The following is a 26,908-nucleotide window of genomic DNA, read 5'->3' as shown; positions in this document are numbered from 1 at the left end:
ACCATCACTCCTACTCTTTATTTTTATCATCTGCCTTTAGTATTAATCTAAGACTTTGCTTATAATTAATATATCCCCATAGCCAGTTCAGAAGAATGATTGTCTTATTTTTTACCCCAAGTATAGATCTAAGATGTACTACTAACCAAAGGAACCATGCAAAAAATCCGCTAAACTTGCTTTTCCCTATCTCTGCAACAGCACGGTTGCGTCCTATAGTAGCCATAGTGCCGAGATTCTTATATTTAAACATCTCTGGGCTTTTACCTTTTACTTCTGCTTCAAAATTCTTTGCAACACACTTAGCTTGTTGTATTGCTACTTGCGCAAGCTGTGGATGACCATTAGGATATTCCTCATCGCCTTCAACAAAACTTATATCACCTATAGCATATACATCTTCCACTCCTTTTACCTTACAGAAACGATCTGTTTTTATACGACCAGCTCTTCCATAACTATCTTTCGGCAATCCTTCTATATGCGTTGCACAAACACCACTTACCCAAATTACAGTTTCGGCAGGAATATCTAATCCTTTATCTGTTTTCAGCACACCATTTTCATAGCTTAAAGCCATGTATGGCTGTCGCACATGCACATAAAGTGCCTTTAATCCTTCCAATGCTTTTTGAGAAGAGTATTCGTCCATAGTAGATAACAACCTGTCGGCAGCATTCACTAAATAGATATGCATACGATTATTAGCTGCTAAATGAGGATAATCGCGTGCTATAACGTTCTTCTTCATTTCAGCTACTGCCCCGGCTATCTCTACTCCTGCAGGACCTCCTCCTACTATAACAACATTCATTAGAGCCTGTTTCTTATCAGGATCTTTCTCTATTTCAGCCTTTTCCAAATTGCGTAAAATAGTATTACGAAGATGCATAGCTTCAGAAACGGTCTTCATAGGCAAACAGTTTTCTTGTATCTGCTTGTTACCAAAATAATTAGTTGTTGCACCTGCAGCAATTACCAAATAATCATATTCTATATCTCCTATAGAAGTTACTACCCTCTTTTGCTCTGTTTCTATCTTCTCTACTGTAGCCATACGAAAAAAGAAATTATCTTTTTCCTGAAATAGCCTGCGAAAAGGAAAAGATATACTGCTTGGTTCAAGTCCTGCTGATGCTACTTGATATATCAAAGGAGGGAAGTGGTTATAATTATTCTTATCTATCAAAGTAACCTGAAAGTCGGTTTTTACTAAGCGCGTAGCTAACTCTAATCCACCAAGTCCACCACCTATAATAACTATACTTTTCTTAATATTACCAGAAATATCAGCTTCCATATTCTTTTTTATTTTAAAGTCTAAAAATATATTATATCTTTATATTAGTTTACTTATAATACCATAATGGTAAAACAGTATATTTCCTCTTATTATCATTTCTTTGGACGACGACGTGCCCAGCCTTCCTCGGCAAAGTTTGGTTCCTCCCCTTTAAGGTTTATATCATTATTACCTATAAGGTTTTTCCAATCTTCTTTACCGTATATCTTGCGGCTAAAATCGTCTTCTTTACGATAACTGCTATGCTTACCCGTTCGCCCTTTACGACTTCTGCTCACATCTTCTGCATCTTTACAACGCACCTCCTTACCCTTATAGCTTGTTCCAGAAAGCGCATCTTTCACTTTTCGTGCATCGCGCTCTGGCACTTCAATATAGCTTTGCTTCTTAAGCAAGTCTATATGCCCAACAGTTTGTCTTCCATGTACATGTTTGTTTATAAACTGCATCACCTCGCCGGGATAAAAACCATCATCTTTTCCAAGATTTATAAACAAACGTTTAAAGCCACGTTCTGCCTTACTATAGCCACGATTACGATCGCCTCCCCTATTGCTCCTACCATTACCTCTATCATTACTACGCTCAGCCTTACGGCTTTGAGCTGTAGGCTTCTCTATATCCTCTGCGTCTTTGTAATAATTTAAAAAGCGACCAAATGTTACAGAAACAATCTTTTTAATAAGATCTTCTTTATCAATATATTCAAACTGATGCTTAATATCCTTTACATAAGGAGCTATCTGCTCTTCGTCGACATCTGTCTTTAGTATATCGGACATGGTTTTAAAAAGCTGTTTCTTACATATTTCTTCAGCAGAAGGAAGCGTACCATCTACAAACTCTTTACCTATAACTCGCTCTATATTACGCACTTTATACTTCTCGCGACAGTGAATAATAGCAATAGAAGTGCCTTTCTTTCCTGCACGACCTGTACGACCTGAACGATGTGTATAATTCTCTATATCATCTGGTAAACCATAATTTATAACATGGGTAAGCTCTGTAACGTCCAATCCACGAGCAGCCACATCGGTAGCTACAAGAATCTGTGTAAGGTGTGAACGAAATTTCTGCATTGTTAAGTCGCGTTGCTGTTGAGATAAATCACCATGTAAAGCCTCTGCATTATATCCATCTTTGATAAGTTTGTCAGCAACCTCTTGTGTTTCTAACTTAGTTCTACAAAAAACTATTGCATATATCTTTGGATAAAAATCTACTAAACGCTTAAGAGCCAAATATTTATCCTTAGCATTTACCATATAATAAATATGGTTCACACTCTCAGCACCTTCATTACGGCTACCTACTACTATCTCCTTATAGTCGTGTAAATATCCTTTAGCTACACGCTCCACATCTTTACTCATTGTTGCAGAGAAAAGAAGAGTATTTCTATCCTCAGGAACACCACTTAAAATCTCGGTAATACTATCCTGAAAACCCATGTTTAACATCTCATCAGCTTCATCAAGCACAATGTTACATACATTTTCTAACTTAGCCTTACCACGATGCATCAAGTCTATAAGACGACCAGGCGTAGCTACTATAATCTGAACACCACGCTTTAACTCCTTAATCTGCGCCTCTATAGACGTACCACCATAAACGGCTGCTATATGTAAATGGGGAATATACTTACTAAAATCCTTTAAATCATCGGCTATCTGTAAACACAACTCACGTGTAGGACTAAGCACTATGGCTTGAGTTTCCTTTCTACTGGTATCTATACGCTGTAATAATGGCAATCCAAATGCTGCTGTTTTACCCGTTCCCGTCTGAGCTAACGCTATAACATCATTACGATTACCTAATAAATAAGGAATTACCTCTTCCTGTACTGGCATAGGATACTCAAATCCCTGCTCCTCAATGGCTTTGCGAATATCCTCGCTAACACCTAACTCTTCAAAAGTCTTCAAATTCGTTTGTTTTTATTATTATCCTAATATAGAAAAGAAAACTAACCACAATACGAACCCGCATAACAATAAAAAACTTATTAGCTCTTAATAACTAACATAGAAAGCCTGAATGCATTACACCTATTATATTACTCCTCATAGAATAATTTAAATACTTTTTAGTGCCTACTTAGCCTTATCAAGTGGTACGTTTCTTTCCTAAATACAAAGGTACGCTTAAATTTTGACAAATAAGAATAAAACTATTTATAAATCAAATATTTATACATACTATAACATTAAACATATTTACACAACTATCACTAAAACTATTTATTTAAACAAAAAGAAAGCATAACTTTAAAGAAAATACTTGCACCTTTATTTACCTACATTATATATACTTTACAACACCATAAAAGGCAAACAAAAGAAAGAACAATATAAAAAAAAAGAGACAATATCAAATTGTCTCTTTGATGCGCTCCAGGATGGGCTTGAACCAACGACCCCCTGATTAACAGTCAGGTGCTCTAACCAACTGAGCTACTGAAGCAGAATACTTATATCCTTTAAGCGATTGCAAAGGTACATAGTTTTCTACTTTCTACCAAACTTTTTAGCAAAAAAATATCCTTTTAATATGTTTTTTTCTAAAATGGATAATCAAAAGGTAGGTATCACAATATATATATGTACTTTTGCAGTACATATACCTATCACAATACACAATAACACAAAAATATGGTTTTGGTAAAGAAAAATATTAAATTATGAGAAAATATATTATATCATTAACATTATGCTTGCTTACACTTGGATTAGCAACTGCACAAACAAAAACAGACAAAGAGCACAACTTTAAAGTGGCAAAAAACATTGAAACATTTTCATCTATCTACAAATACTTAGATATGATGTATGTAGATACGCTAAATGCAGATGAGGTGGTAGGAAATAGTATTAACTATATGTTACGCTCACTCGACCCATACACTGTATATTACCCCGCTGAAAATGTTAAAGATCTTAACCTTATGATAACAGGAAAATATGCTGGAATAGGGGCTATAATACGATATGACTTAGCACTTAAACGCGTAACTATAGAAGAACCATACGAAAACATGCCTGCAGCAGAAGTAGGATTAAAGAAAGGAGATGTTTTGCTATCTATTGATAATATTGATATAAGAAACAAAGATACCAAGTTTGTTAGTGAACATCTGCGCGGAGACGCTGGCACAAGTTTTATTCTAAAGATTCTAAGACCTACAAATAACAAAATAATAAAACTAAAAATTACACGTAAAATGATACAAATGCCAGCTGTACCATACTATGGATTACAGGAAAATGGTATAGGATATCTAAGCCTAAAACAATTTACTACCGAATGCTCTAAAGAGGTTAGAAGAGCTTTCATCGATATGAAAAACAAAGGAATGAAAAAGTTTGTACTCGATTTGCGTAACAATGGTGGTGGATCTTTACAAGAAGCTATAAACATCGTAAACATGTTTGTACCTAAAGGAATTACACTGGTTAAAAACTTAGGCAAACTAAAAAGTGCAAACAGAGAATATAAAACTACTGTAGAACCAATAGATACTGTTATGCCTATTGTTGTTTTAGTAAATGAAGAAACTGCCAGTTCAAGTGAAATTACAAGCGGCTGTCTACAAGATTTAGACCGAGCTGTAATATTAGGCACACGAACATACGGAAAAGGTTTGGTGCAAACTACTATAGACCTGCCTTATAATGGAAACTTAAAACTAACTACTGCTAAATATTACATACCAAGTGGCAGATGCATACAAGCCATTAACTACAAACATAATAAAGGAGGATACATGGAACACGTACCCGACTCACTTACAAGAGAGTTTCATACCAAAAAAGGACGTATAGTAAGAGATGGCGGAGGAATTAAGCCTGATATAGAAATAAAACCTGACTCACTACCTAACATCGCTTTTTATCTTGCATCTACAGGGCAAGATTCTACAGAGACTATGCATAACTGGGAAATGAAATACATTAAAAATCACCCCTATATAAGTAATGCAAAAACTTTCAATATTACAGATGCTGACTACAACGACTTTAAAGAAAGTGTTATAAAAAGTGGGTTTAAATATGATCGCGAAAGCAAAAAATATTTAGAACAGTTAGAAAAACTAACCAAATTTGAAGGCTATTACGAAGATGCAAAGCCTGAATTTGAAGCATTAAAGAAAAAGCTAAAGCACAACATAGCAAAAGACCTCGACTTTAATAGCAACATTTTAAGACAAATTTTAAGTGCTAACCTCGTGCGTGTGTACTATTATCAGCGAGGAGGAATAGAAAATTCTCTTCAGTGGGATAAGCAATGGAAAAAAGCTAAAGACATCTTAAACAACATCAAAGAGTACAACAACATTCTTAAAATAGCCAATTAACTATCATAAAAGACTTACTTTCATAGCTCACTATAAAGCACCTCAAATGTGTAAATATAACCACATTTAAGGTGCTTTATTTGTCATAACAATAAACAAAAAAATATATATACAACACAAACGCTTACTCTTCACTGGCTTTACAATAAAACATAATCCCTATACCACTTACATCATATAGGCTATTTGGTAAAATTACAAGCCTTAGTAAGGCAGATTTTTTACTATCATTACCAAGGGAACACCTTTTCCCTTAAACACTATTATGGCTTTCTCTTACAAATATCGTAAACATCTACACCACAACAACGTAGTTAACAGCTATACACCCATGAAATAATACCATAAAAATAGAGGCTTGCATCTAAAAATGCAAGCCTCCATAATATTATTTTAATATGAAGTTTTACTTCTGCTTTACAAAAGAATACTGCCCTGTAATATCATTGAAGTAAACAGTATAAGTACCCTTCTTGTACATTATATTATCACCATTACTACCTGAACCATAAGGGAATGTTTTACCACCCCAGTTATGAGCCCAGCTTCCTGCAGCAAACTTTAATCCACCTTTATCAGGAGCATCTTCTTCAAGCTCTATGGTAGCCTTCCAATCATGGTTGTTAGCTGCAAGACCTAAAGCCGTCATAGGAGTTTGGCTTTCTGGCTTCCATTGCTCTGCGCCATAACTACCAGGAATACACATTTTATCATAAGTTTTTGTTGGAGCTGTACCCTTATACTCTTCTATCTTTAAAACCTCTGTTTTAGTATCTAAAGTTACTGTATAATAGCCTGGCTCAGGTACTTTAATATTACCAGCATTCTTCTTAAATGTACCAAAAGATCCATCTTGACCAAAGTTTTCTTCAGTCCATTTGTTTTCTTCCTTCCTTATCTTAAACTCTTTTGTATCTAAATATCCTGTCCAAGATATAACGCCTTTACCTGTCTTAGCATCATACTTTTGATCGCCTAAAGGCAACAATGGTATAACACTATTCCAAGATTTTTCGCCTATACCATCACCTATCATATACCAAGTTTCAATAGGAGCTTTAGCAAGAGCTACATAATAAGGCTTAACCTTTATCATTATAGGCTTTGAAAATAAAGTATCACCTTCAAATACAGCAAAGGTACGAGCATAAAGATTTAAGCTCCCAATAGGCTCCTTTTCTGAATAACGCTTCAGTTCCTGAATAGCCTTAGCAAGCTCTTTCACTGCTACTGCATGATGTAATGAGTGAGTGTTTCCACCTACATTAGCATAATCGGCAATAACACTACCTTGATTATCTACCTTATCTGTAGCCAACTTCCATTTATTAGAAGCAGAAAACTGCATTCCATACTCTACTTCTGCACTAAAACCATATTTTGGCTGCTCCCAAGTAAACTTTAAGCTGTCTTGAGTAGCTAAATCCACAACATAGTTAGCATATCCTGGAGTATTCAAAATAAACTCTTTAGGTGTTTGCAATGTAGGATTATCTTCCATATCCTTATCACAAGCAGAAAATAACGCAACACCTGCCAAAAGAGCTAAGGATGTTTTTAATATTGTCTTCATAATTAATTGTCTTTTAATGTTTAAAGTTATTTTATAAGCCATTATTAATAACCAGGATTCTGCTTAAGATTTTCAGCATTAGCATTTAGATCTGTAGTAGGTATTGCAAACAAATTTAAGTGTGCATCTATATTACGACCTTCCTTTACGCCGCCTTTCCATGCCCAGTTATAATTGTTATTACCACCATAGTATCCAAAACGAATAAGTGTTGTACGGCGTAACCCTTCAAAATAGAATTCTCTACTCCATTCATCACATATTTCTCTCATCGTATAACTATCCTTTTTCTCAGCATGAGCACGCTCACGCAAGTCGTTTAAATACTTAATACCATCAGCTGTAGGTGTATCATTATTAGCACGTGCTGTAGCTTCAGCATATATTAAATAAGCCTCAGCAGAACGCATTAAGAAGAAATCTGCATCTGAGAAAGTAGAACTAGATCCAGGAGTACCATCAGTTTTAAAGTTGTTAAATTTACAAACAGCATAACCATTAGTAAAGGTTGCTACACCCTCTTTATCGTCTCCATTATCTAATTTTCTACCTTTTGCGTCGAAGATAGCACGGTCGTCTTTTGCTTTTTTAGGCATCTCACAAGCAGAAACTTCAGGTGCATTATCTTTTGGGAAAAACTTTTCTACAAGATCCTTACGCATACGGTTACCACCCCAACCTTGTGTTGTACCATTACCTGGTACTGATTCGCTCTTTACATGAACATTTGCATCGTTACAACCTGCTATTAAGAAAATAGTAGTAGCCCATGAAGTTGTCTTTAAACCATCTTGTAACACTGGTAATATGGCTTCTACAGATGAACCATTCTCGCCATTATCACCCATAAACAGTTGCTGATATGCCGTCCAACCATTCTTAGCTTCTCCAGTATAAAGCTTGTGAGGAGAATCAATTACTTTCTTAGCATATTCAGCTGCATTAGTCCAATCTGGTTTACCTGTATAAACTTCAGCATTTAGATATAAACGTGCCAACAATAACCATGCTGCTGTCTTATCTACTCTACCGTATTCAGGATCAGTAGATGTTTTTACTTTAGGCTCGCTTAGCTTTGGTTCTACCTCATTTTTGAGCTCTTCTAACAGCCATTTATAAAGCTCGGCACGCTCTACACGCTTTGGCTTTTCACTAGATATTTCTGTAGAAAATGGCACATTTCCCCAGCCATTTAGTAAATAAAAATATTCCAAAGCACGAATAAAACGTACTTCTGCTGTCATTGTAGCATCATGAGTTCCAAAATCTTTCAAATATTGATTACAGAAAGTAATACCTGTTGTCAATCGATAATAGAAACCACGGAGCATAGGGTGAGATGCATCATAGCTGTTAAAATTGAAGTTAGCAATACCTTCATCTCCCCATGCACATATAGCCTCATCAGTGGTAAGCTCTTCAGAATTGAATAGCTGACGTACAAATCCACTGGTACCACCATCAATACCATCTACATCGCAATCGCCAGTAGCACCACCATTACCAGCTAAGGCTAAGTTAGCATAACACTTATTGAAAGCTGCATCAGCACTAATCTTTTCTTTTGTTTTTAGGTTTGGATCTTTTGGTGTAACATTTAAATCACCTACACAACTAACCAATCCTACTGTCATCAACAAAAATGATGCAGAAAATATATGTTTAAAATTAATCTTCATAGTTATATTTATTTTTATTCTCTATTTTTTCTATAAGCTAATTAAAAATTCAAGTTAAGACCCATTATAATAGAGAATGGACGTGGATATAGATTATTATCAATACCATTATAAACTTCAGGATCTATACCATCATATTCAGTTACAGTAAACACATTATTAGCTGTTAGATATACACGACCTGATAGCTTATTACACTTTCTGCTTGGGAATAAGTTGCTAAAAGAATAGCCTAAAGTAATATTATCCAACTTTAAGAAAGATGCGTTTTGTACCCAACGATCTGACAAAATAGCTTTTGTATCATAAGACTGCCAGTTGAAAGGAACATTATAAGAAGGACGATTATAAAGAACTTTATCTTGGAAGAAGATGTTACTCTTAGCCATACTTTCTGCAGAAGAGAACATATCAGTATAAACATAATTACCAATACTTGCTCTAAGGGCAAACCCTAAGTCCCAGTTTTTATATTCTGCACGAGAAGCAAAACCCATAGTAACAGGAGCTGCAGGTGATTTATAATAATACTTATCATCATCAGTTATCTGCCCGTCTTTGTTACGATCGACAACCACACCTTCTATTGGCTTACCATTTTTATCATAAGCTTGTTGGAAAACATGGAAAGCATTGATAGTATTACCTACGTGTTGTCCTTGTATATTGTTACCATTACCAGCCTTAATACCACCAGTAGGAACAAAATATTTAGGATCATTGCTACCATTAAGATTTAGTATTTTATTATCATTATATGTTATGTTGTAATCCATAGTCCAGTTAAAATCCTTCTGGCTTACAGCTAACCAATGTATAGTAGCCTCAATACCAGTATTACGCATAGACCCGATATTGCTCAACACAGTATTTTTAAAGTTTTGTAAAGCAGCTACAGTAGTTACGTTTAGCAGATCGGTAGTTTTACGATAGTACCAATCAATAGTTCCTGTTAGGTGCTGTCCTAAGACACCCCAATCTAAACCAACATTATAAGAAGTAGTAGTTTCCCATTTCAAGTCTGGATTATAAGCTTCAGGACGAGCTAAAGATCCATCACCTGTTATTTTATAGAAAGAATCAGCACCTTTATTTAAACCATATACAGCAAAATAGCTATAATCTCCGATACCTTCTTGCTGACCTGTCTTACCCCAAGATAGACGTAGTTTTAAGTCGGATAACCATTTAGTATCCTTTAAGAAAGCCTCGTCTTTCATCTTCCAAGCAAAAGCGAAAGAAGGGAATAATGCCCAATGCTGTCTAAAGCGAGAAGATCCATCTTCACGAACAGTAGCAGTAAACATATAACGACCATCCATTAAAGAGTAGTTAGCACGTCCAAAGAAAGATACTAAGAAGTTTTCTGTTTCATATAATTTATTATTTTCATTTATCTTCTTCAATTCTGAGTCTTTAATATCTTTTCCACCATAAATTCTGTTTGTTCTTGGGTATATACCATAAAAAGAGCTTTTCTGATTATGCCAGAAATGTGCCCATTCATAACCACCCATAACATCAACATGTTGCTTTAGTTTATCATTGAAATCGTGGAAATACTGAGCATACATAGACAATTGAGAGTTAACTTTCTCTTGTTTTTCCCATCCATGTGAACCATAATAAACAGCCTGTGGAGAAGCAGGGTCAACATCTGTCCATTGCTTACCATACGCTTTATCTATACCTGCAGTAAGGTGTAAGCGCAAGTCTTCAAAGCCATGTACTTTATAGTCGATATCTGCACTACCTAAGAAGTCTCGACTAATAGCACGGTCGTTTTTAAGATCAAGAATAGACATTGGGTTTTTTGTACCCAAAAAATAACAAGTTTTAGCCCAAGTAGGATCATTTAAAGCATCACCATTATCTAACCATTGGAAATATCCTTTAAAGTTTTTATAATCATCAGCTTTTGACATTATAGCCTGTGTAGGATCAAACATACGTGCAGCGCCTATAGCATCACCATCAGCATAACGATTTCTTGTCCACATAACCTTTGCATTCAAGTTAACACGTAAATGGTCTTGAAAGAAAGAAGGGTTCAAATTAAGAGCCCCTGTAAAACGCTCAAAGTTACTTGTCTTAATAACACCATCTTGATTAGTAAAACCTGTACTAACGCGGAAAGGTAAACGCGAAGCTATAGTGCCTGAAACAGCTACATTATGATCATGTCCTAATGCTGTGCGCTGTATTTCTCTCTGCCAGTCGGTATTAGCTTTACCTAAAACGCCATAAGCCTTGCTATCTTTACCAAAAAGCCCTTCAATGAACTTACGATATTCGTTGCCATCCATTACTTTAAGGTTATTATGTACCATACTAACCGTCATGCTACCATTATAAGATACCTTTAAGCCTTTACGTCCTTTCTTTGTTGTAATAATGATAACACCATTAGAACCACGCGAACCATAAATAGCTGTAGCAGATGCATCTTTTAACACATTGAACGACTCAATATCCTGTGGATTAACCACAAGACCTTTATTTTTAGCATCTGGTTTCAATGCAGCTACCGAACCTGTCAAATCACTCTTCTTAACAGCACCGTAACCGATAACCACAACTTCGTTCATCTGCTTAGCAACATCTTCTTTCATTACTAAATTAAGCCCATCAGAAGCATTTACATGCTGCTTTTTAAAGCCAATGTAAGAAATAGTAAGTGGCGTACCTGGAGCCACATTCAAAACAAAGTTACCATCGATATCGGTGGTTGTACCCTTAGAAGTACCATCAACAATAATTGATGCGCCTATGATAGGCTCACCAGAAGCATCTTTTACATGTCCCTTGATTGTTGATTGCGCAAAAGCGCTAGCAGAAATAACCAACCCCATTATTATGGAGGCTAATCTACTAGGAAAGTTAAACTTACCCTTTTTCATCTTGTTGTCTTTAAGTTATTGTTATTTTATTATTGTAGTAATCTTACTTAGACTGTAGTAGTAATAAGGATCATAAAAGATCTATATCTACTGCAAAGATATACAAGGGGGCTATATTAATATTCATTTTCATCTAACTATTTCAATTTTTATGTGTGCAATCGTTTGCATAGTTAAAATATAATAAAGCATTTGACATGCGTCAATGACTATAACTAATTTATGTATTTTTGTCATGGCTTTATGATAAAGCTCTAAATAACGCAGAACCGTATGACCAAACAGGCTAAAGTCACAATGAAAGATATTGCAAAGAACCTCGGAGTATCCGTGGCTACGGTATCGCGTGCTCTAAAAAACAATCCACGCATTTCAACAGAAAAGCGCGAAATGATAAAGCAATATGCTTACGAGCATAATTTCACCCCCAATATCTTAGCAGAAAACTTACGCAAAAACAAGCTTAAGACAATGCGTGTTATAGGTGTCATTCTGCCTCAATGTACGCATTATTATTTTTCTTCTATCCTTTCTGGCATAGAAGAAGTTTCCTTTCAACGTGGCTATTTGCTAATAGTAGCCCAAAGTAATGAAGACTTTGACAGGGAGGTTAGCATCTGCCAATCGTTTATAAAGACACAGGTATGTGGTGTTATCGTATCTCAATCAAAGCATACCACTAATGCTAATCATTTCAAACAATTATTAGCAAACGATATTCCTCTTGTGTTTTTCGATAGAATTAGTACCAGTATAAAGGCAAGTATGGTAGTAGTAGACGACTATATGGGTACGTTTACTGCTGTTACACACCTTATTAATACGGGCTGTAAACGCATAGCTTTTTATGGTACAACTGTAGATTTAGAAATAGGTAAGAATCGTTATAATGGTTATCACGATGCTTTGCGTAAGCATGGCTTGTCTATAGATAAGGCTTATATTAAGCGATGCGACAATCGTGAAGATGCCGAAGCTATAACCCCTTCCTTGCTAAATCTTCCTTCTCCCCCTGATGCTTTCTTTGCAGTCAATGACGATACAGCCATAGGCATTCTTTACGTTTGTAAGCATTTGGGGTATAAGATTCCTGAAGATATTTCCATTTGCGGTTTCACCAATGGTCAGCGCGCTATAGCTTGCGACCCTATGCTCACGACAGTGGAGCAACGTGGAGTAAAAGTAGGTGAAGAGGCTGCTAACATCTTAATAGATAAAGTAGAAGGTATCATACCAAAAGACAGAGTAGAAAAGCGCATTATTCGTACTCGCTTAATACTTCGCGGAACGACAAAGCGTCTTAACGACTCTATAACAAACAAATAAGAAAACAAATATAATATAAAGAAAACAAATAAAACTATCATGAATCAGAAACCTAATCTTAGTTTTTGGCAATTATGGAACCTTAGCTTTGGCTTCTTTGGAGTGCAGATAGCATACTCTTTGCAGAGTGCTAACATCTCACGTATTTTTGCCACTCTTGGTGCCGATCCTCACAATCTTAGTTATTTTTGGGTACTTCCCCCTCTTATGGGTATCTTAGTGCAGCCCATAGTAGGTACTCTATCCGACAAGACGTGGACACGCTTTGGGCGTCGCATACCTTATTTATTTATTGGAGCAGCAGCCGCAGTTCTTGTGATGTGTCTGCTCCCTAATGCAGGCTCTTTTGGTATGGCTATAAGCACTGCGATGGTGTTTGGGCTTGTTGCGCTTATGTTTCTTGACACAAGTATTAATATGGCCATGCAACCATTTAAGATGTTAGTGGGCGATATGGTAAATGAAGAGCAAAAAGGTTTAGCATATTCCATTCAGAGCTTCCTTTGCAATGCAGGCTCTATAGTGGGCTTTGTGTTCCCTTTCTTCTTTACTTTTATAGGCATTGCTAACACTGCCCCAAGCGGTATAGTTCCCGACTCGGTAGTCTATTCCTTTTATATAGGTGCAGCTATTCTTATACTTTGTGTATTATATACCACTGCGAAGGTTAAAGAAATGCCCCCTAAGGAATATGCTAAATACCATAATATAAATACAGAAGAGAATGAAAATAAAGCTAACTGGATTACTTTACTAAAAAATGCTCCTGCCACTTTTTGGAAAGTGGGATTAGTACAATTCTTTAGCTGGTTTGCTTTTATGTATATGTGGACTTATACTAACGGTACTGTAGCTGCCAACTGCTGGGGTGTAAACATGTTAGCAAAAAACGCAACCAGTACTATTGGATATCAGGAAGCAGGCAACTGGGTAGGCATTCTCTTTGCCATTCAGTCTATAGGTTCGGTAGCTTGGGCTATGGTACTACCACAGTTTAAAAACCGCAAAACAGCTTATGGGCTATCTTTGCTTATTGGGGCTGTGGGCTTTGTTATGACTGCATTTGTAAATAATCAATATTTTATGTTCGTTCCTTTTATCCTTATAGGTTGCGCTTGGGCTGCAATTCTTGCAATGCCTTTTACTTTCGTTACAAACGCCTTGGAAGGTTACGGACACATGGGTGCTTACCTTGGTTTGTTTAATGGAACAATATGCATACCACAAATCATTGCTGCACTAATGGGAGGTGTTCTCTTGTCGGCTGTAGGATCAAGACAAGACTATATGATGATAGTTGCAGGAATAGCCTTAGCACTGGGAGCATTAAGCGTTAGCATAATAAAAGAACATAAAACAAAGAAATAAACTAAAACAACAGCTCATTTCTTATATGGCAAAAGATTATATTTTTTACATAAAGAAATATAGTTTACAACATAAAAAGATAAGCTCTTTAAAATAAAAATAGATTAAAAATAAAGGAAAAATAGATTAAAAATGAAAAGAAAATAAATTATTTTTCTTGTAGCATAAATATCTTTTATATATTTAAAGGGTATTAAGCTTTACCTTAAAGGTAACATCTTACCAACAGGTATATAATCTCTTTAGAAACAACATTCTACTAACAACATAACTTAACAGCACAAGTAAAAAGAATATGAAGATACAATTTAATATAGAGTATAGCACTTTTTACGGGCAGGATATTATTCTCAACCTTGTTACTAACAAGCATAAAGGAGAATTAGAAACAGCCCAATACAGAATGCACACCACAGATGGATATCATTGGAGCGTAGAGATAAATAAAGACTTAACTCCTGATACCACCTTAGAATACTTTTATAGCTTAGAGGAAGGTGATAGAGAAACACGTCGTGAATGGGCAGTATTACTGCATCGTGTGGAATTTTCTGCAGAACAAGCTAACACCTATCACGTTTACGATCATTGGAATGTTATACCAGAGAATGCTTTCCTTTATAGCTCCGCCGTTACCAATTGCGTGTTTAACAAAGAGCAAGAAAAGGTTAAGAAGCAAAAGTATAACAAAACTATTACATTAAAAGTGCGTGCCCCACAGCTTGGGACAGGAGATGTGCTAAACATATCTGGCTCTAATCCTTTACTTGGAGCATGGAATGTTAAGAAGGCTTTGCCTATGACACAACATAATATCAACGAATGGGTTATAGACATTAATGCCACTACTCTGCTACCTTGCAGCTTAGACTTTAAGTTCTTTGTAAGTAACAAAGATAAGAAAAACTATACTCTTTGGGAAAATCGCAACAACCGAACCATAGACGTGATGCCTATGGAAGATGGTCAGACTGTGGTTATAGAACTGGAAGAGGCTGATTTTTCCATGCCTCCTGTTCGTGTTGCAGGCACGTTAGTACCCGTATTCTCACTACGTTCTAACAATAGCTTTGGTATAGGCGACTTTGGCGACCTAAAGAAAATGATAGATTGGGTAAGCCTTACAAAACAACGTGCCTTACAAATACTACCTATCAACGACACTACTATTACTCATACATGGACAGACTCTTACCCATACTCATGTATATCTATCTTTGCACTTCATCCACAATATGCTGACCTTACACAACTTCCAGCACTCAAAGACGCAAAGAAAAAGAAACAATACGAAACCGTGCGCAAAGAGCTTAACGCACTTTCACAAATAGACTATGAGCGTGTAAACAACACCAAAACTGCTTATCTACACGATATCTTTGAGCAAGAAGGCAAAAAGACTTTAGAAAGCAAAAAGTTTAAAGATTTCTTTAAAGAAGAACAAGAGTGGTTAGTACCTTATGCACAATACTGCTCGTTAAGAGAAAAGTTTGGCACTGCCGATTTTTCTAAATGGGAAACTAACAAACAATGGAACGAAGCAGATCGCAACGCACTTACCTCTCCAAAAGAAGAAGCTTTCAAAGAGGTATGTTTCTATTATTACGTACAGTTTGTATTAAGCACACAGCTAAAAGAAGTACATGAGTATGCACAAGCACATAACGTAATACTCAAAGGAGATATTCCTATTGGCGTAAACCGCTATGGTTGCGATGTATGGACAGAACCACGCTACTTTAATTTAAACGGACAAGCAGGTGCTCCACCTGACGATTTTTCTATAAACGGACAAAACTGGGGCTTCCCAACCTATAACTGGGACGAAATGATAAAAGATAATTGCAGATGGTGGGTAAGACGTTTTCAAAACATGTCAAAATACTTTGATGCTTATCGCATAGATCATGTACTTGGCTTTTTCCGTATTTGGGAAATACCTATACACTCCGTACACGGATTATTAGGACAATTCTCACCTGCATTAGGTATGAGCCGTGAGGAAGTGGAAGGATATGGACTAAAATGGCAAGAAGAATTCTTCACCGAGCCTTTTATAACCGACTGGATTTTAGATCGTATCTTTGGCGAACACGCTAACGAAGTGCGTAATAAATATATAGAGCCATTATGGGGCGACAGATATAAAATGCGCGAAGCATTTAACACACAACGTAAAGTGGAGGAAGCATTTAAAGGCAAAGAAACCCCTACAGATATATGGATTAGAGATGGGCTCTATGCCCTTATAAGCAACGTCCTTTTTGTACGTGACCACAAAAACTGGCATTTGTTCCACCCACGCATTACAGCACAGCTATCACTAATATATGAGAGCTTATACGACTGCGATAAAGATACCTTTAACCGTTTATACAACGATTACTACTATCGCCGTAACAATCAGTTCTGGTATCAAGAAGCTATGAAGAAGCTACCAAAACTAATAAACGCTACACGTATGTTAGTATGTGCAGAAGATTTAGGAATGGTACCAGACTGTGTGGCATGGGTAATGAACGAATTAAAAATACTAAGTTTAGAAATTCAGAGCATGCCAAAAGACCCTAAGGTAAGATTTGGATATTTAGCACAAAACCCATACCGTAGCGTAAGCACTATTTCTACACACGATATGTCTACCTTAAGACAATGGTGGGACGAAGATTGGGATCGTGCACAGGCTTATTTTAATGGTATGTTACAACAAGGAGGACCTGCTCCACACCCACTACCAGGCTGGTTAGCACGAGATATAGTAAGCCGACACCTCAACTCACCTTCTATGCTTTGCATCTTAGGAATACAAGACTGGATGAGTATAGACGAACAGCTTAGACTTAAAGATGCCAATGCCGAACGCATCAATGTCCCTGCTAATCCTAAACATTATTGGCGATACAGAATGCATATAAGTATAGAAGAGCTAATGAATAGACACGATTTCACCAGTAACATAGTAGACTTAGTATGCTCGTCATATAGATAATAACAAAGAAGATTTCGGTACCTTTTAAGGTATCGAAATCTTTAGCAAATAAAAAACATGAAAATAAAACATTACTTTACTGCTGCATTAATTGCATTTTTACTATCTACAGAAGTAAAAGCGCAAACAGTTTTCAATGAGGTAAATTATACCAAAGAAGCTACAACCTTCTGCCTTAACGCACCTTCTAAACCTGTAATACGTCTTTACAAAGACGGACTATCAGGTAAAGCATATAAAAAGATAAAGATGACAAAGGCAGGAAAAGACCGCTGGACAGCCACCGTAAAAGGCGATCTGAATGGTGTTTTCTACACTTTCAATATAGGCAAAGGAGAAACACCTGGAGTTTTCGCTAAAGCTGTGGGTGTTAATGGGGTACGTGGAGCTATAATTGACCTTAAGAACACTAATCCCATAGGCTGGGAACAAGATAAAAGAGTAACCACAAACAACTTTGCCGACTTAATAATCTACGAAATGCATCATAGAGATTTTTCTATAGATGCCTCATCAGGATTAGTTCATAAAGGAAAATATCTTGCCTTAACAGAAAAGAAAGCTATTAACTATCTAAAGGAATTAGGTATTAACGCCGTACACATATTACCATCGTTCGACTATGCTTCTGTAGACGAAACAAAGCCTAACATTCCACAATATAACTGGGGATACGACCCTCTAAACTACAATGTGCCAGAAGGAAGCTACTCATACGATGCCACACAGCCTGCAAGGCGTATCATAGAATTTAAACAAATGGTACAAGCTCTACATAAAGCTGGCATACGCGTAATCTTAGATGTTGTATATAACCACACCATGGACATTGATAATAGCAATTTTGAACGTACATATCCTAAAGCTTATTATCGCTATAATGAAGACAGAACTCCATGCAATGGCTCTGGCTGCGGTAACGAAACAGCGAGCGAAAAGCCACTCATGCACCAATTTATCTTAGAAAGCGTAAAATACTGGGCTAAAGAATATCACATCGATGGATTCAGATTCGACCTCATGGGAGTACATGATATCAACACTATGAACGAAGTACGCAAACAATTATCAGCTATAGATCCTCAAATATTTATTTATGGCGAAGGCTGGAGTGCTGGTAAATGTGGACTTCCTACAGAACAATTGGCTGTAAAGGCTAACATGACCAAACTTCCTAACATTGCTGCCTTCTCTGACGAATTAAGAGATGCCTTACGTGGACCATTCTCCGATGACCATCAAACAGGATTTCTTGGAGGAATAAAAGGCTTGGAAGAAAGCATCAAAGCAGGTATAGCAGGCTTTATAAGTCACCCTCAAATAGACTACTCTAAGGTAAATTACACTAAACGTCCATGGGCTATTCAGCCTACACAAATGATATCTTATGTAAGTTGCCACGATGATATGTGCCTTGTAGATCGTATCAAATCATCAATACCTGAAGCACAATATGACCAAGAAGAACTAATAAGATTAGACAAATTGGCTCAAACAGCAGTCTTCACTTCGCAAGGAATACCTTTCATGTTATCCGGAGAAGAAATGTTAAGAGATAAGAAAGGTGTACACAATTCGTATAATTCACCCGACTCTATAAATCACCTTAATTGGAATAACCTGAAAACTTATCCTGATGTTTTCAATTATTATAAAGGACTAATAGCACTTAGAAAGGCTCATAAAGCTTTCCGTTTAGGTGATGCTAACTTAGTACGTAAGCACTTAGAATTCCTACCTTCACAAGACTGTTTAGTGGCTTTCCACTTAAAAAATCATGCAGGTGGCGATAAATGGAAAGACATTTACGTTATACTAAATGGTAGTAACGATCTGAAATCGGTACAGATTCCTGATGGTACTTATACCATTGTGTGTGCAAATGGACAAATAAACGAAAAAGGATTAGGAGAGATGCAAGGAGGAGAAGTAATGATTGACAGACAATCAGCACTGATCTTACACAACTAAATAAATAAAAAAGTAACAATTTGTATAAAGTATACTAATAGTTAAAGTAAAAATAACATTATCATTACTTATATATGCGAAATAACAACTTTAACGGCTAACGAAAAAAAGAAATAACATTTAAAACAACACTTTATTATTATAATTATGAAAAAAAGACTATTCATAATCGCAATAACAAGTATGATATTGCTAACTAACAACTCTATGGCGCAGAAAAAAGCCTACATAGACAAGATAGAGCCTACTAACTGGTATGCTGGAATGAACGATCCTTCATTACAACTTATGGTTTATGGCAAGGGAATAAAAACAGCAAATGTTAAAATAGATGGTTGCAACGCACAGCTCGACTCTATAGTTCGTTTAGACTCACCAAACTATCTCTTCCTATACCTAAACCTTTCACAGGCTAAGGCAGGAATGATAAAACTACACTTTAACAACAAAGGAAAGAAAATAACCATTCCTTACGAGCTGAAAACACGTCAAATGGCAGGTGCAGACCACAAGGGGTTTGATAATAGCGATGTGCTTTATATGCTTATGCCAGATAGGTTCGCTAACGGAAATCCTAAAAACGATATTGTAAAAGGTATGCGAGACCAGTTCTGCGACAGAAAAGCTCCAAGCCTAAGGCATGGAGGTGATCTCGCAGGTATTCGCCAACACCTCGATTACTTCAAGCAATTAGGCGTAACGGCACTATGGTTTACCCCTGTGCTGGAAAATGATATGCCTGCAGATAACGGCACTAACAGTTCGTATCACGGATATGCTACAACAAACTACTATAGAGTAGATCCTCGCTTTGGAACAAACGAAGAATACCGTAGCCTCATAGAAGAAGCTCATAAAAAAGGCTTAAAGGTAGTTATGGACATGATATTTAACCATTGTGGAAGCTATCACCCTTGGAACGAAGATGCACCTTCAAAAGATTGGTTTAACAACCCTCATTACGGACTTCAAACATCTTACAAACTCAATTCTATATTAGATCCTTACGCAAGTAAAGTGGATTTTGAAGAAACTACTAATGGCTGGTTTGTACAAAATATGCCAGATCTTAATCAAAAAAATCCACATGTCATGAAATATCTTACACAAAACTCGCAATGGTGGATAGAGTATGCTGGTATTGATGGCATAAGAATGGATACATATCCATATGCAGATCGTGATGCAATGGCTCAGTGGATGAAATCTATTAACACCGAATATCCTAATTTCAACACCGTTGGAGAAACTTGGTGTATAGAACCTGCATACACTGCTTCATGGCAAAAAGACAGCAAATTAAATAATAAAAACAGCTATCTTAAAACTGTTATGGACTTCGCTTTCTTCGATCGCATAAACAAAATAAAGCACGAAGAAACCAACCAATGGGAAAGTGGATTCGCGGGAATATACAATACCTTAGGACTCGACTTTCTATACGCTAACCCAAGTAACGTACTTGCGTTCATAGAAAATCATGATACTGACCGTTTCTTAGGTAATGGAAAAGACTCTACAGCCTTAAAACAAGCATATGCCTTGCTACTAACCATGAAACGCATTCCACAACTTTATTATGGCACCGAAATACTTATGAACGGTACAAAGAACATAACTGATGGATATGTTCGTTGCGATTTCCCCGGTGGTTTTGCAGGAGATGCTAAAAACAAATTTACCAAAGAAGGACGAACTGATGCAGAAAACGCTATGTTCGACTGGACTTCAAGATTACTTCACTGGAGAAAAGGCAACGAGATCATAAGCAAAGGTACACAAACCCAGTTTGTTCCTCTGAACGGAATATATGTTTTGGTACGTCAATATGGTGGAAAAACTGCTATGACCATAGAAAATGGTAACAGAAAAGAAGCTCAACTTCAAGTTAAACACTATGCTGAAATAATAAAGAAAGCTACTACTGCTACAGATATTCTTACAGGACAAAAAGTGGATCTTACAAAAAATATCACACTTCCACAAAGAGGTGTTATGGTGTTAGCTTTCTAAACAAAGAAAAAAAACTTTATCTCTTTAAAATAAAGAAGAAATATATAAAACTAATAAAATAAGATTTTCCTTTTATATTTCTATTAGTTAAAACTAAAATATCACACAAACATTGCTCGAAGCCCTTACAAAAGAATAGGACTTCGAGCTTTATTTCCAAGCATAAAGATAAATAAAATACAATCTTTTACTACTATTCTTGCAGCATAAAAAAAGGCTAAGCATACGTTAATTATCAATGCTCAGCCTTTTGCTATATAATTATTTATGTAGTTTTTGTTTTATAATTCTAATTCCAATCCTATCATAAGCTCTTCAGGTGCAAAACGTAACCCAAAACCGCTTTCACCTATATTAGGCTCTTCCCCACTATGATAGTTATCACGAAAGCCTGCAAATCCCATTCTTAAGCAAAGGCATAAACCTTCTGTTAGATCTATACAAGCACCCGGACGCAACCCTATTTCAAAGCCTTTGCGTTTAGTTTTATCCCAATCTAATGCTACACCACCATCTAAAAACAGGTTAAACGGACCTTTATGAACATAATACCAACGTGCAAAGGGAGATAGCTTAAAAGATGTAGATGTGATATTAGTATTATATTCTTTTTCATGTTGATAACCCAAGAGTAATCCTATACCCCATATCTCATTAAATTGATAACCCATTTCAGGACATAAATCAAGCTTAACCGTCTTATCATTAGCCCAAAAAGTTATAGCACCACCTAAAAACATTTTAGCAGGATCCTCTTTTTCATGCTTTTCTAATGTATTAGGAAAATACTCTTGCGCATAAGAACTAATTGTAAGACACAATAGTATTGCAAAAAAACTATTCTTTTCGTTTTGATTTTATTCTTATTTTATTCTTATATTGTAAAATTCTGTGCAAAGTTATCTTTATATAATAAGTGCTGCAATACTGAAAAATAGGTATTTTTAAGTATTGATAAATAGTACTTTTATAAAAAAAAAGAACTGAAAGTATATCGTTTTTATCTGCCGATATAACTTCCAGCTCCTCTTTCTTTTCCTTATTTCGTTATTTCCTTGTCTTTATTGCCTCTTTTATTAATCTTTCTAACTCCTCTGATAACTCCGGATTATCTTTTAACATATTCTTTACACCATCTCTTCCTTGAGCTAATTTTGTATCACCATAGCTAAACCAAGAACCACTCTTTTTAATAATATCATATTCTACACCTAAATCGATAATCTCACCTAATTTAGAAATACCTTCACCAAAAATAATATCAAATTCACATTTACGGAAAGGAGGAGCTACCTTGTTCTTTACTATCTTCACCTTTGTAAGGTTTCCTAAAATATTATCTCCATCTTTTATTTGTGTACTCTTACGCACATCTACACGTACAGATGCATAAAACTTTAAGGCGTTACCTCCTGTAGTAGTTTCAGGATTACCAAATGTCATACCTATCTTTTCGCGTAACTGATTAATGAAAATACAACAGGTGTTTGTCTTTGAAATAGTAGATGTAAGCTTTCGTAAAGCTTGACTCATTAATCGTGCATGAAGCCCTACAACAGAATCGCCCATTTCGCCTTCAATTTCTTTTTTAGGGGTAAGCGCTGCTACAGAATCGACTACTAATAAGTCGACTGCAGACGAACTTATAAGTTGATCTGCTATCTGTAATGCCTGCTCACCATTATCGGGTTGGGAGATCCAAAGATTATCAATATCTACCCCTAAGGCTGCTGCATATGTTGGATCGAATGCGTGTTCTGCATCTATAAAAGCTGCTACACCTCCTTGCTTTTGTGCTTCTGCAATAGCATGAAGTGCAAGTGTTGTTTTACCAGAACTCTCAGGACCAAAGATTTCTACTATGCGCCCTCGCGGAAAACCTCCTACTCCAAGAGCAACATCTAAGCCTAAACTACCTGTAGGGATTACATCTATCTTTTCTGTAATTCTATCCCCCATTTTCATGATAGCACCTTTACCAAAATCTTTCTCTATTTTCGCCATAGCAGCTTGTAAAGCTTTTAGTTTGCCTTCAGCTGCAGAGTTCTCTTTTTCGTTATTTTCTTTTGCCATTTCTTTTTTTTTTTAGAAGCTGAAAGATATAGAAGACTTGTATCGTTCGATTTATTTCATCTATTATAAAATCTATTACTTCTTATCTAAAAGCTATATGTTATGATTTTCTATTATATTCTTTTATATAGTTTTCATAAGACATTTACAACAAAGAGCTTAGAGGTTAATTTTAGTTCTCATTTTATTTTGCATATCATAATTATAAAACAAAACAGATATATACCTAAAATTAGTTTTTCTAAGAATATGCTTATAAGTATTATTTTACATAATTATAGAGCATTATACCTCTAAATCTTTTCCAAACTCCTCACACCAAGGCAGCCCTTGCTTATTTAACTGTTCCATAAAAGGATCTGGATCGAAATCTTCAAGATTCCATACACCGGGCTTACTCCATATTCCTTTCACAAACATCATAGCTCCTATCATGGCAGGAACACCTGTGGTATAACTAACCCCTTGCATACCTGTTTCGTTATAAGCATCTTGATGCTTACAATTATTATAAATATAATATGTTTGCTCTTTGCCATTTTTAACACCTCTAATACGACACCCTATAGATGTTTCTCCATCATAATTCTCTCCAAGGTCTTGTGGATTAGGAAGTACAGCTTTTAAAAATTGTAAAGGAACTATCTTAACTCTTTCTGTTTTTCCTGTCCCATCAGCTAAAGGAGCCTCAAACACTACCTCATCAATACGACTCATTCCTATATTCTGAATAACGTCTAAGTAATTAAGGTATTGTTTTCCAAAAGTCATCCAAAAACGAGCGCGTTTAATAGAAGGGAAATTCTTTACTAACGACTCTAATTCTTCATGATGCATTAAATATGAATCGCGTGGCCCTATATTAGGATATGTAATATCCTGATGTATTGATAAAGGAGCGGTTTCTATCCACTTTCCATTTTCATAATATAGACCTTTTTGTGTAATTTCTCGAATATTTATTTCTGGATTAAAATTAGTAGCAAATGCTTTGTGATGATTTCCTGCATTACAATCTACTATATCTAAATAATGAATTTCGTCAAAATAATGTTTAGCAGCATACGCTGTAAACACTTGTGATACTCCCGGATCAAATCCACAACCTAAGATAGCTGTTAAACCTGCCTTCTCAAATTTATCTTTATATGCCCATTGCCAACTATACTCGAAATGTGCTTCATCTTTTGGCTCATAATTAGCAGTATCAAGATAATTGCATTTACAAGCTAAACAAGCCTCCATAATAGTAAGATCTTGATATGGTAAAGCAAGATTTATTACAAGATGAGGCTTAAAATCAGAAAAAAGTACTTTTAATTGTTCTATATCGTCAGCGTCTACCTGCGCCGTTTTTATATCTATATTATAACCTTTTGCATGTATAGCATCAACGAGCTTATCGCATTTTTCCTTACGTCTACTGGCTATCATAAGTTTTCCGAATATATCTATATTCTTAACTATCTTAAATGCTGCTACTGTAGCAACACCACCAGCACCAATCATTAAAATTCGTGGATTAGCTATTGGAATATTATTCATTTTTATTTCCCTTTTATTTATTCTTTTTTAAATTCTTCTGCCCTAATCCCCATAGCATTCATTAATGAATAACCAAGGATCTCTTGTCTAAAATGTCCTCCTGTCATTGGTTGCATCGTAAAAACAGTAATATGTTTTTCGTCTTCATCTACCTTTTTGAGGATATTTTTAATTTCACTATATGTCGTTTCGTCTTCTGTATTTGATATTATCATAATACGTTTCACTTCTTCATGTACAATAAACGTTTGCAATAAATCATAAAGAACTACCTCTTTCGAATTGTTTTCATCACCAGTAGGAATGGAGTTTATAACAAATTCTCCTAACAGATTATCTTTAAAAGCCTTATTATTAAGATCCTTTTCATACGACGAAGGCTTAAAGTTTTCAAGAATAGCTTTATTTTTATCGTGTAACAATATTACTAAGACTTCATTCTTGCTTGGCTTTACTTTCCCATCTAATGCTACGTTTACAGCCCACTGACTAAAGTCAGCAGGTGGTATCTTACGGTTTAGCATTCTTTCAAAATTCACAATAAGATCGAATGCTACACTATCTATATAATCACCATCGGCAATAATAATATTTTCACTCCATTTTATTTTATCTGCTTGTAGTGCTTTCATAGGTACAAAGATACTCGAAAATAGACAATAGACAAAATAAATTATTATTTTTTGCTAACTCATTATATATCTAATAATTCCTTATCCTTTTAAAACTTTTACATTATAGCTAATTTTTATTCTTTTCATGATTTACTAAGAATTGTTGCCATTGCACTTTTACTTCTTCCTCAGTTATGCCCAATAGTTGCATTTCATGAAAAAGATTAGGAAGCATTTTTGACATAAATTCGCGTTTACGCACTTTCATTATTTGTTTACGAGCACCTGTGGAAACAAAATATCCTAATCCTCTTTTGTTGTATATAACTTCTTCTCTTGATAGCAATTCATAGGCCTTTACGGCTGTATTTGTATTCACTTGTAGTGTAATAGCATATTCTCTAACTGAAGGTATGCGATAGTTTTCTTTATATTTTCCTGCTATTATTTCGTCACAAAGCCTATCTGCTATTTGCTCGTAAATTGCTTTTGTTTCGTCAAATATCATAGTTTCATTCCTTTCTGGCATTAATAAAAAGCCAATAAGATATAAGATTTTTTATATCTTTATTATTTATAAGTTTACCCATCGATTGTTTATTACTTGCATCTTGTTATAAATCTTATATGCTAACCAATATAAAACAAAACTTACAACAACTAATATAACATCAACAATAGCCTTCAATTGCTCTTTAGAAAAAGGAGAATAAATTTCATAATTGGTCTTTGTATATATATAAGTAATAAATAAAAATATAACAAACAAAGCAATCGTCATAATTATTCCTACAGCTATCCACGTTTTTAGCCAAGCTGCTTTACGAAAAATTACTCCTCCTAATATCGCAACAGAATTAATAAAAGGATATATAAAAAGAAGTGTCCAAATATCATTATTTCTACCCGTTGGCGGAATTAAGCCAGTGCATACTTGACTCTTCCAATGGGTCTATTATTAATGTGATTTAAATATTGCATTGCGGTAAAGGCACTGATTTTACCGATAATTCTTGTAAACAATCCTACTGTTTCCTTTGCATAGTTGCGGCAAATCATAAATTGGTCGCACATCTGCGAGAAGTCTGTTTCAATCCTTTTTCTCGCCTTCGCAAAAGGAATAAAAGTAGGTTTCCAATTCTTTTGATTGTGCCGATAAGGAACTTCCAATCTGATATTTGCGGTTTCAAA

Annotated in this window: 16 protein-coding genes, 1 tRNA gene and 1 pseudogene; 6 read left to right on the top strand and 12 right to left on the bottom strand. The window is 35.6% G+C overall.

Features of this window, described 5'->3' with window-relative positions; translation table 11 throughout:
- Positions 1 to 10: 10 nt before the first annotated feature.
- The 3 genes from F596_RS0106735 to F596_RS0106725 all read right to left on the bottom strand — a co-directional run bounded on the left by F596_RS0106735 (position 11) and on the right by F596_RS0106725 (position 3,775).
- Entirely contained in the window at positions 11 to 1,300 is a 1,290-nt protein-coding gene (locus F596_RS0106735) for an NAD(P)/FAD-dependent oxidoreductase (RefSeq protein WP_008446905.1), read from the bottom strand.
- Positions 1,301 to 1,395: 95 nt separating this feature from the next.
- Entirely contained in the window at positions 1,396 to 3,237 is a 1,842-nt protein-coding gene (locus F596_RS0106730; protein WP_019036348.1) for a DEAD/DEAH box helicase, read from the bottom strand.
- 464 nt (positions 3,238 to 3,701) lie between these two features.
- Positions 3,702 to 3,775 (bottom strand) — tRNA-Asn (locus F596_RS0106725).
- Positions 3,776 to 3,992: 217 nt separating this feature from the next.
- On the opposite strand from F596_RS0106725, the gene F596_RS0106715 reads away from it, so the two are divergent.
- Complete coding sequence (locus F596_RS0106715; RefSeq protein WP_019036346.1) at positions 3,993 to 5,666, top strand: S41 family peptidase; 1,674 nt, start codon at positions 3,993 to 3,995, stop codon at positions 5,664 to 5,666.
- A gap of 406 nt (positions 5,667 to 6,072) precedes the next feature.
- Here the strand turns inward: F596_RS0106715 and F596_RS0106710 are convergent, their stop codons facing one another.
- Genes F596_RS0106710 through F596_RS0106700 form a run of 3 tightly spaced genes read right to left on the bottom strand, consistent with a single transcriptional unit; the run spans position 6,073 to position 11,818 of the window.
- Positions 6,073 to 7,239, bottom strand: coding sequence for a SusE domain-containing protein (locus F596_RS0106710; RefSeq protein ID WP_026302374.1), 1,167 nt, complete (start codon positions 7,237 to 7,239; stop codon positions 6,073 to 6,075).
- 44 nt (positions 7,240 to 7,283) lie between these two features.
- Positions 7,284 to 8,918 (bottom strand): RagB/SusD family nutrient uptake outer membrane protein, encoded by a 1,635-nt coding sequence (locus tag F596_RS0106705; RefSeq protein WP_024992697.1) that lies wholly within the window; start codon positions 8,916 to 8,918, stop codon positions 7,284 to 7,286.
- 41 nt (positions 8,919 to 8,959) lie between these two features.
- Entirely contained in the window at positions 8,960 to 11,818 is a 2,859-nt protein-coding gene (locus F596_RS0106700; RefSeq protein WP_019036343.1) for a SusC/RagA family TonB-linked outer membrane protein, read from the bottom strand.
- Between the two features lie 273 nt (positions 11,819 to 12,091).
- On the opposite strand from F596_RS0106700, the gene F596_RS0106695 reads away from it, so the two are divergent.
- From F596_RS0106695 to F596_RS0106675, 5 genes are all read left to right on the top strand, one after another.
- Complete coding sequence (locus F596_RS0106695) at positions 12,092 to 13,144, top strand: LacI family DNA-binding transcriptional regulator (RefSeq protein ID WP_019036342.1); 1,053 nt, start codon at positions 12,092 to 12,094, stop codon at positions 13,142 to 13,144.
- 39 nt (positions 13,145 to 13,183) lie between these two features.
- Positions 13,184 to 14,512: an SLC45 family MFS transporter gene (locus F596_RS0106690; RefSeq protein WP_019036341.1), complete on the top strand. Its 1,329-nt coding sequence runs from the start codon at positions 13,184 to 13,186 to the stop codon at positions 14,510 to 14,512.
- A gap of 295 nt (positions 14,513 to 14,807) precedes the next feature.
- Positions 14,808 to 17,501 carry a 4-alpha-glucanotransferase gene (locus F596_RS0106685; RefSeq protein ID WP_019036340.1) on the top strand — a complete coding sequence of 898 codons (2,694 nt, stop codon included), beginning with the start codon at positions 14,808 to 14,810 and terminating at the stop codon, positions 17,499 to 17,501.
- A 57-nt stretch (positions 17,502 to 17,558) separates the two neighbouring features.
- Positions 17,559 to 19,472 (top strand): type I pullulanase, encoded by a 1,914-nt coding sequence (pulA, locus tag F596_RS0106680; protein ID WP_019036339.1) that lies wholly within the window; start codon positions 17,559 to 17,561, stop codon positions 19,470 to 19,472.
- Positions 19,473 to 19,619: 147 nt separating this feature from the next.
- The gene (locus F596_RS0106675) at positions 19,620 to 21,485 is read left to right on the top strand and encodes a glycoside hydrolase family 13 protein (RefSeq protein WP_024992745.1); all 1,866 of its coding nucleotides are present in this window, start codon (positions 19,620 to 19,622) and stop codon (positions 21,483 to 21,485) included.
- Positions 21,486 to 21,766: 281 nt separating this feature from the next.
- Here the strand turns inward: F596_RS0106675 and F596_RS0106670 are convergent, their stop codons facing one another.
- From F596_RS0106670 to F596_RS10925, 6 genes and pseudogenes are all read right to left on the bottom strand, one after another.
- Positions 21,767 to 22,306: a membrane protein gene (locus F596_RS0106670; protein WP_019036337.1), complete on the bottom strand. Its 540-nt coding sequence runs from the start codon at positions 22,304 to 22,306 to the stop codon at positions 21,767 to 21,769.
- Positions 22,307 to 22,532: 226 nt separating this feature from the next.
- Positions 22,533 to 23,558: a recombinase RecA gene (gene recA, locus F596_RS0106665; RefSeq protein WP_019036336.1), complete on the bottom strand. Its 1,026-nt coding sequence runs from the start codon at positions 23,556 to 23,558 to the stop codon at positions 22,533 to 22,535.
- 285 nt (positions 23,559 to 23,843) lie between these two features.
- Positions 23,844 to 25,067 (bottom strand): saccharopine dehydrogenase family protein, encoded by a 1,224-nt coding sequence (locus F596_RS0106660; protein ID WP_019036335.1) that lies wholly within the window; start codon positions 25,065 to 25,067, stop codon positions 23,844 to 23,846.
- Between the two features lie 53 nt (positions 25,068 to 25,120).
- The gene (locus F596_RS0106655; RefSeq protein ID WP_019036334.1) at positions 25,121 to 25,735 is read right to left on the bottom strand and encodes a DUF6621 family protein; all 615 of its coding nucleotides are present in this window, start codon (positions 25,733 to 25,735) and stop codon (positions 25,121 to 25,123) included.
- A 109-nt stretch (positions 25,736 to 25,844) separates the two neighbouring features.
- A complete protein-coding gene (locus tag F596_RS0106650; protein WP_024992744.1) occupies positions 25,845 to 26,225 on the bottom strand; it encodes a GntR family transcriptional regulator in 381 nt (126 codons plus the stop codon).
- 410 nt (positions 26,226 to 26,635) lie between these two features.
- Positions 26,636 to 26,908 (bottom strand): annotated as a pseudogene (locus F596_RS10925) (IS982 family transposase); the annotation flags it as partial.

The organism is Prevotella amnii DSM 23384 = JCM 14753, from assembly GCF_000378745.1.
Taxonomy (GTDB): Bacteria; Bacteroidota; Bacteroidia; order Bacteroidales; family Bacteroidaceae; genus Prevotella; species Prevotella amnii.
Note: the sequence above shows the minus strand (reverse complement) of the source record. Positions and strands in the feature narration are given on the sequence as shown.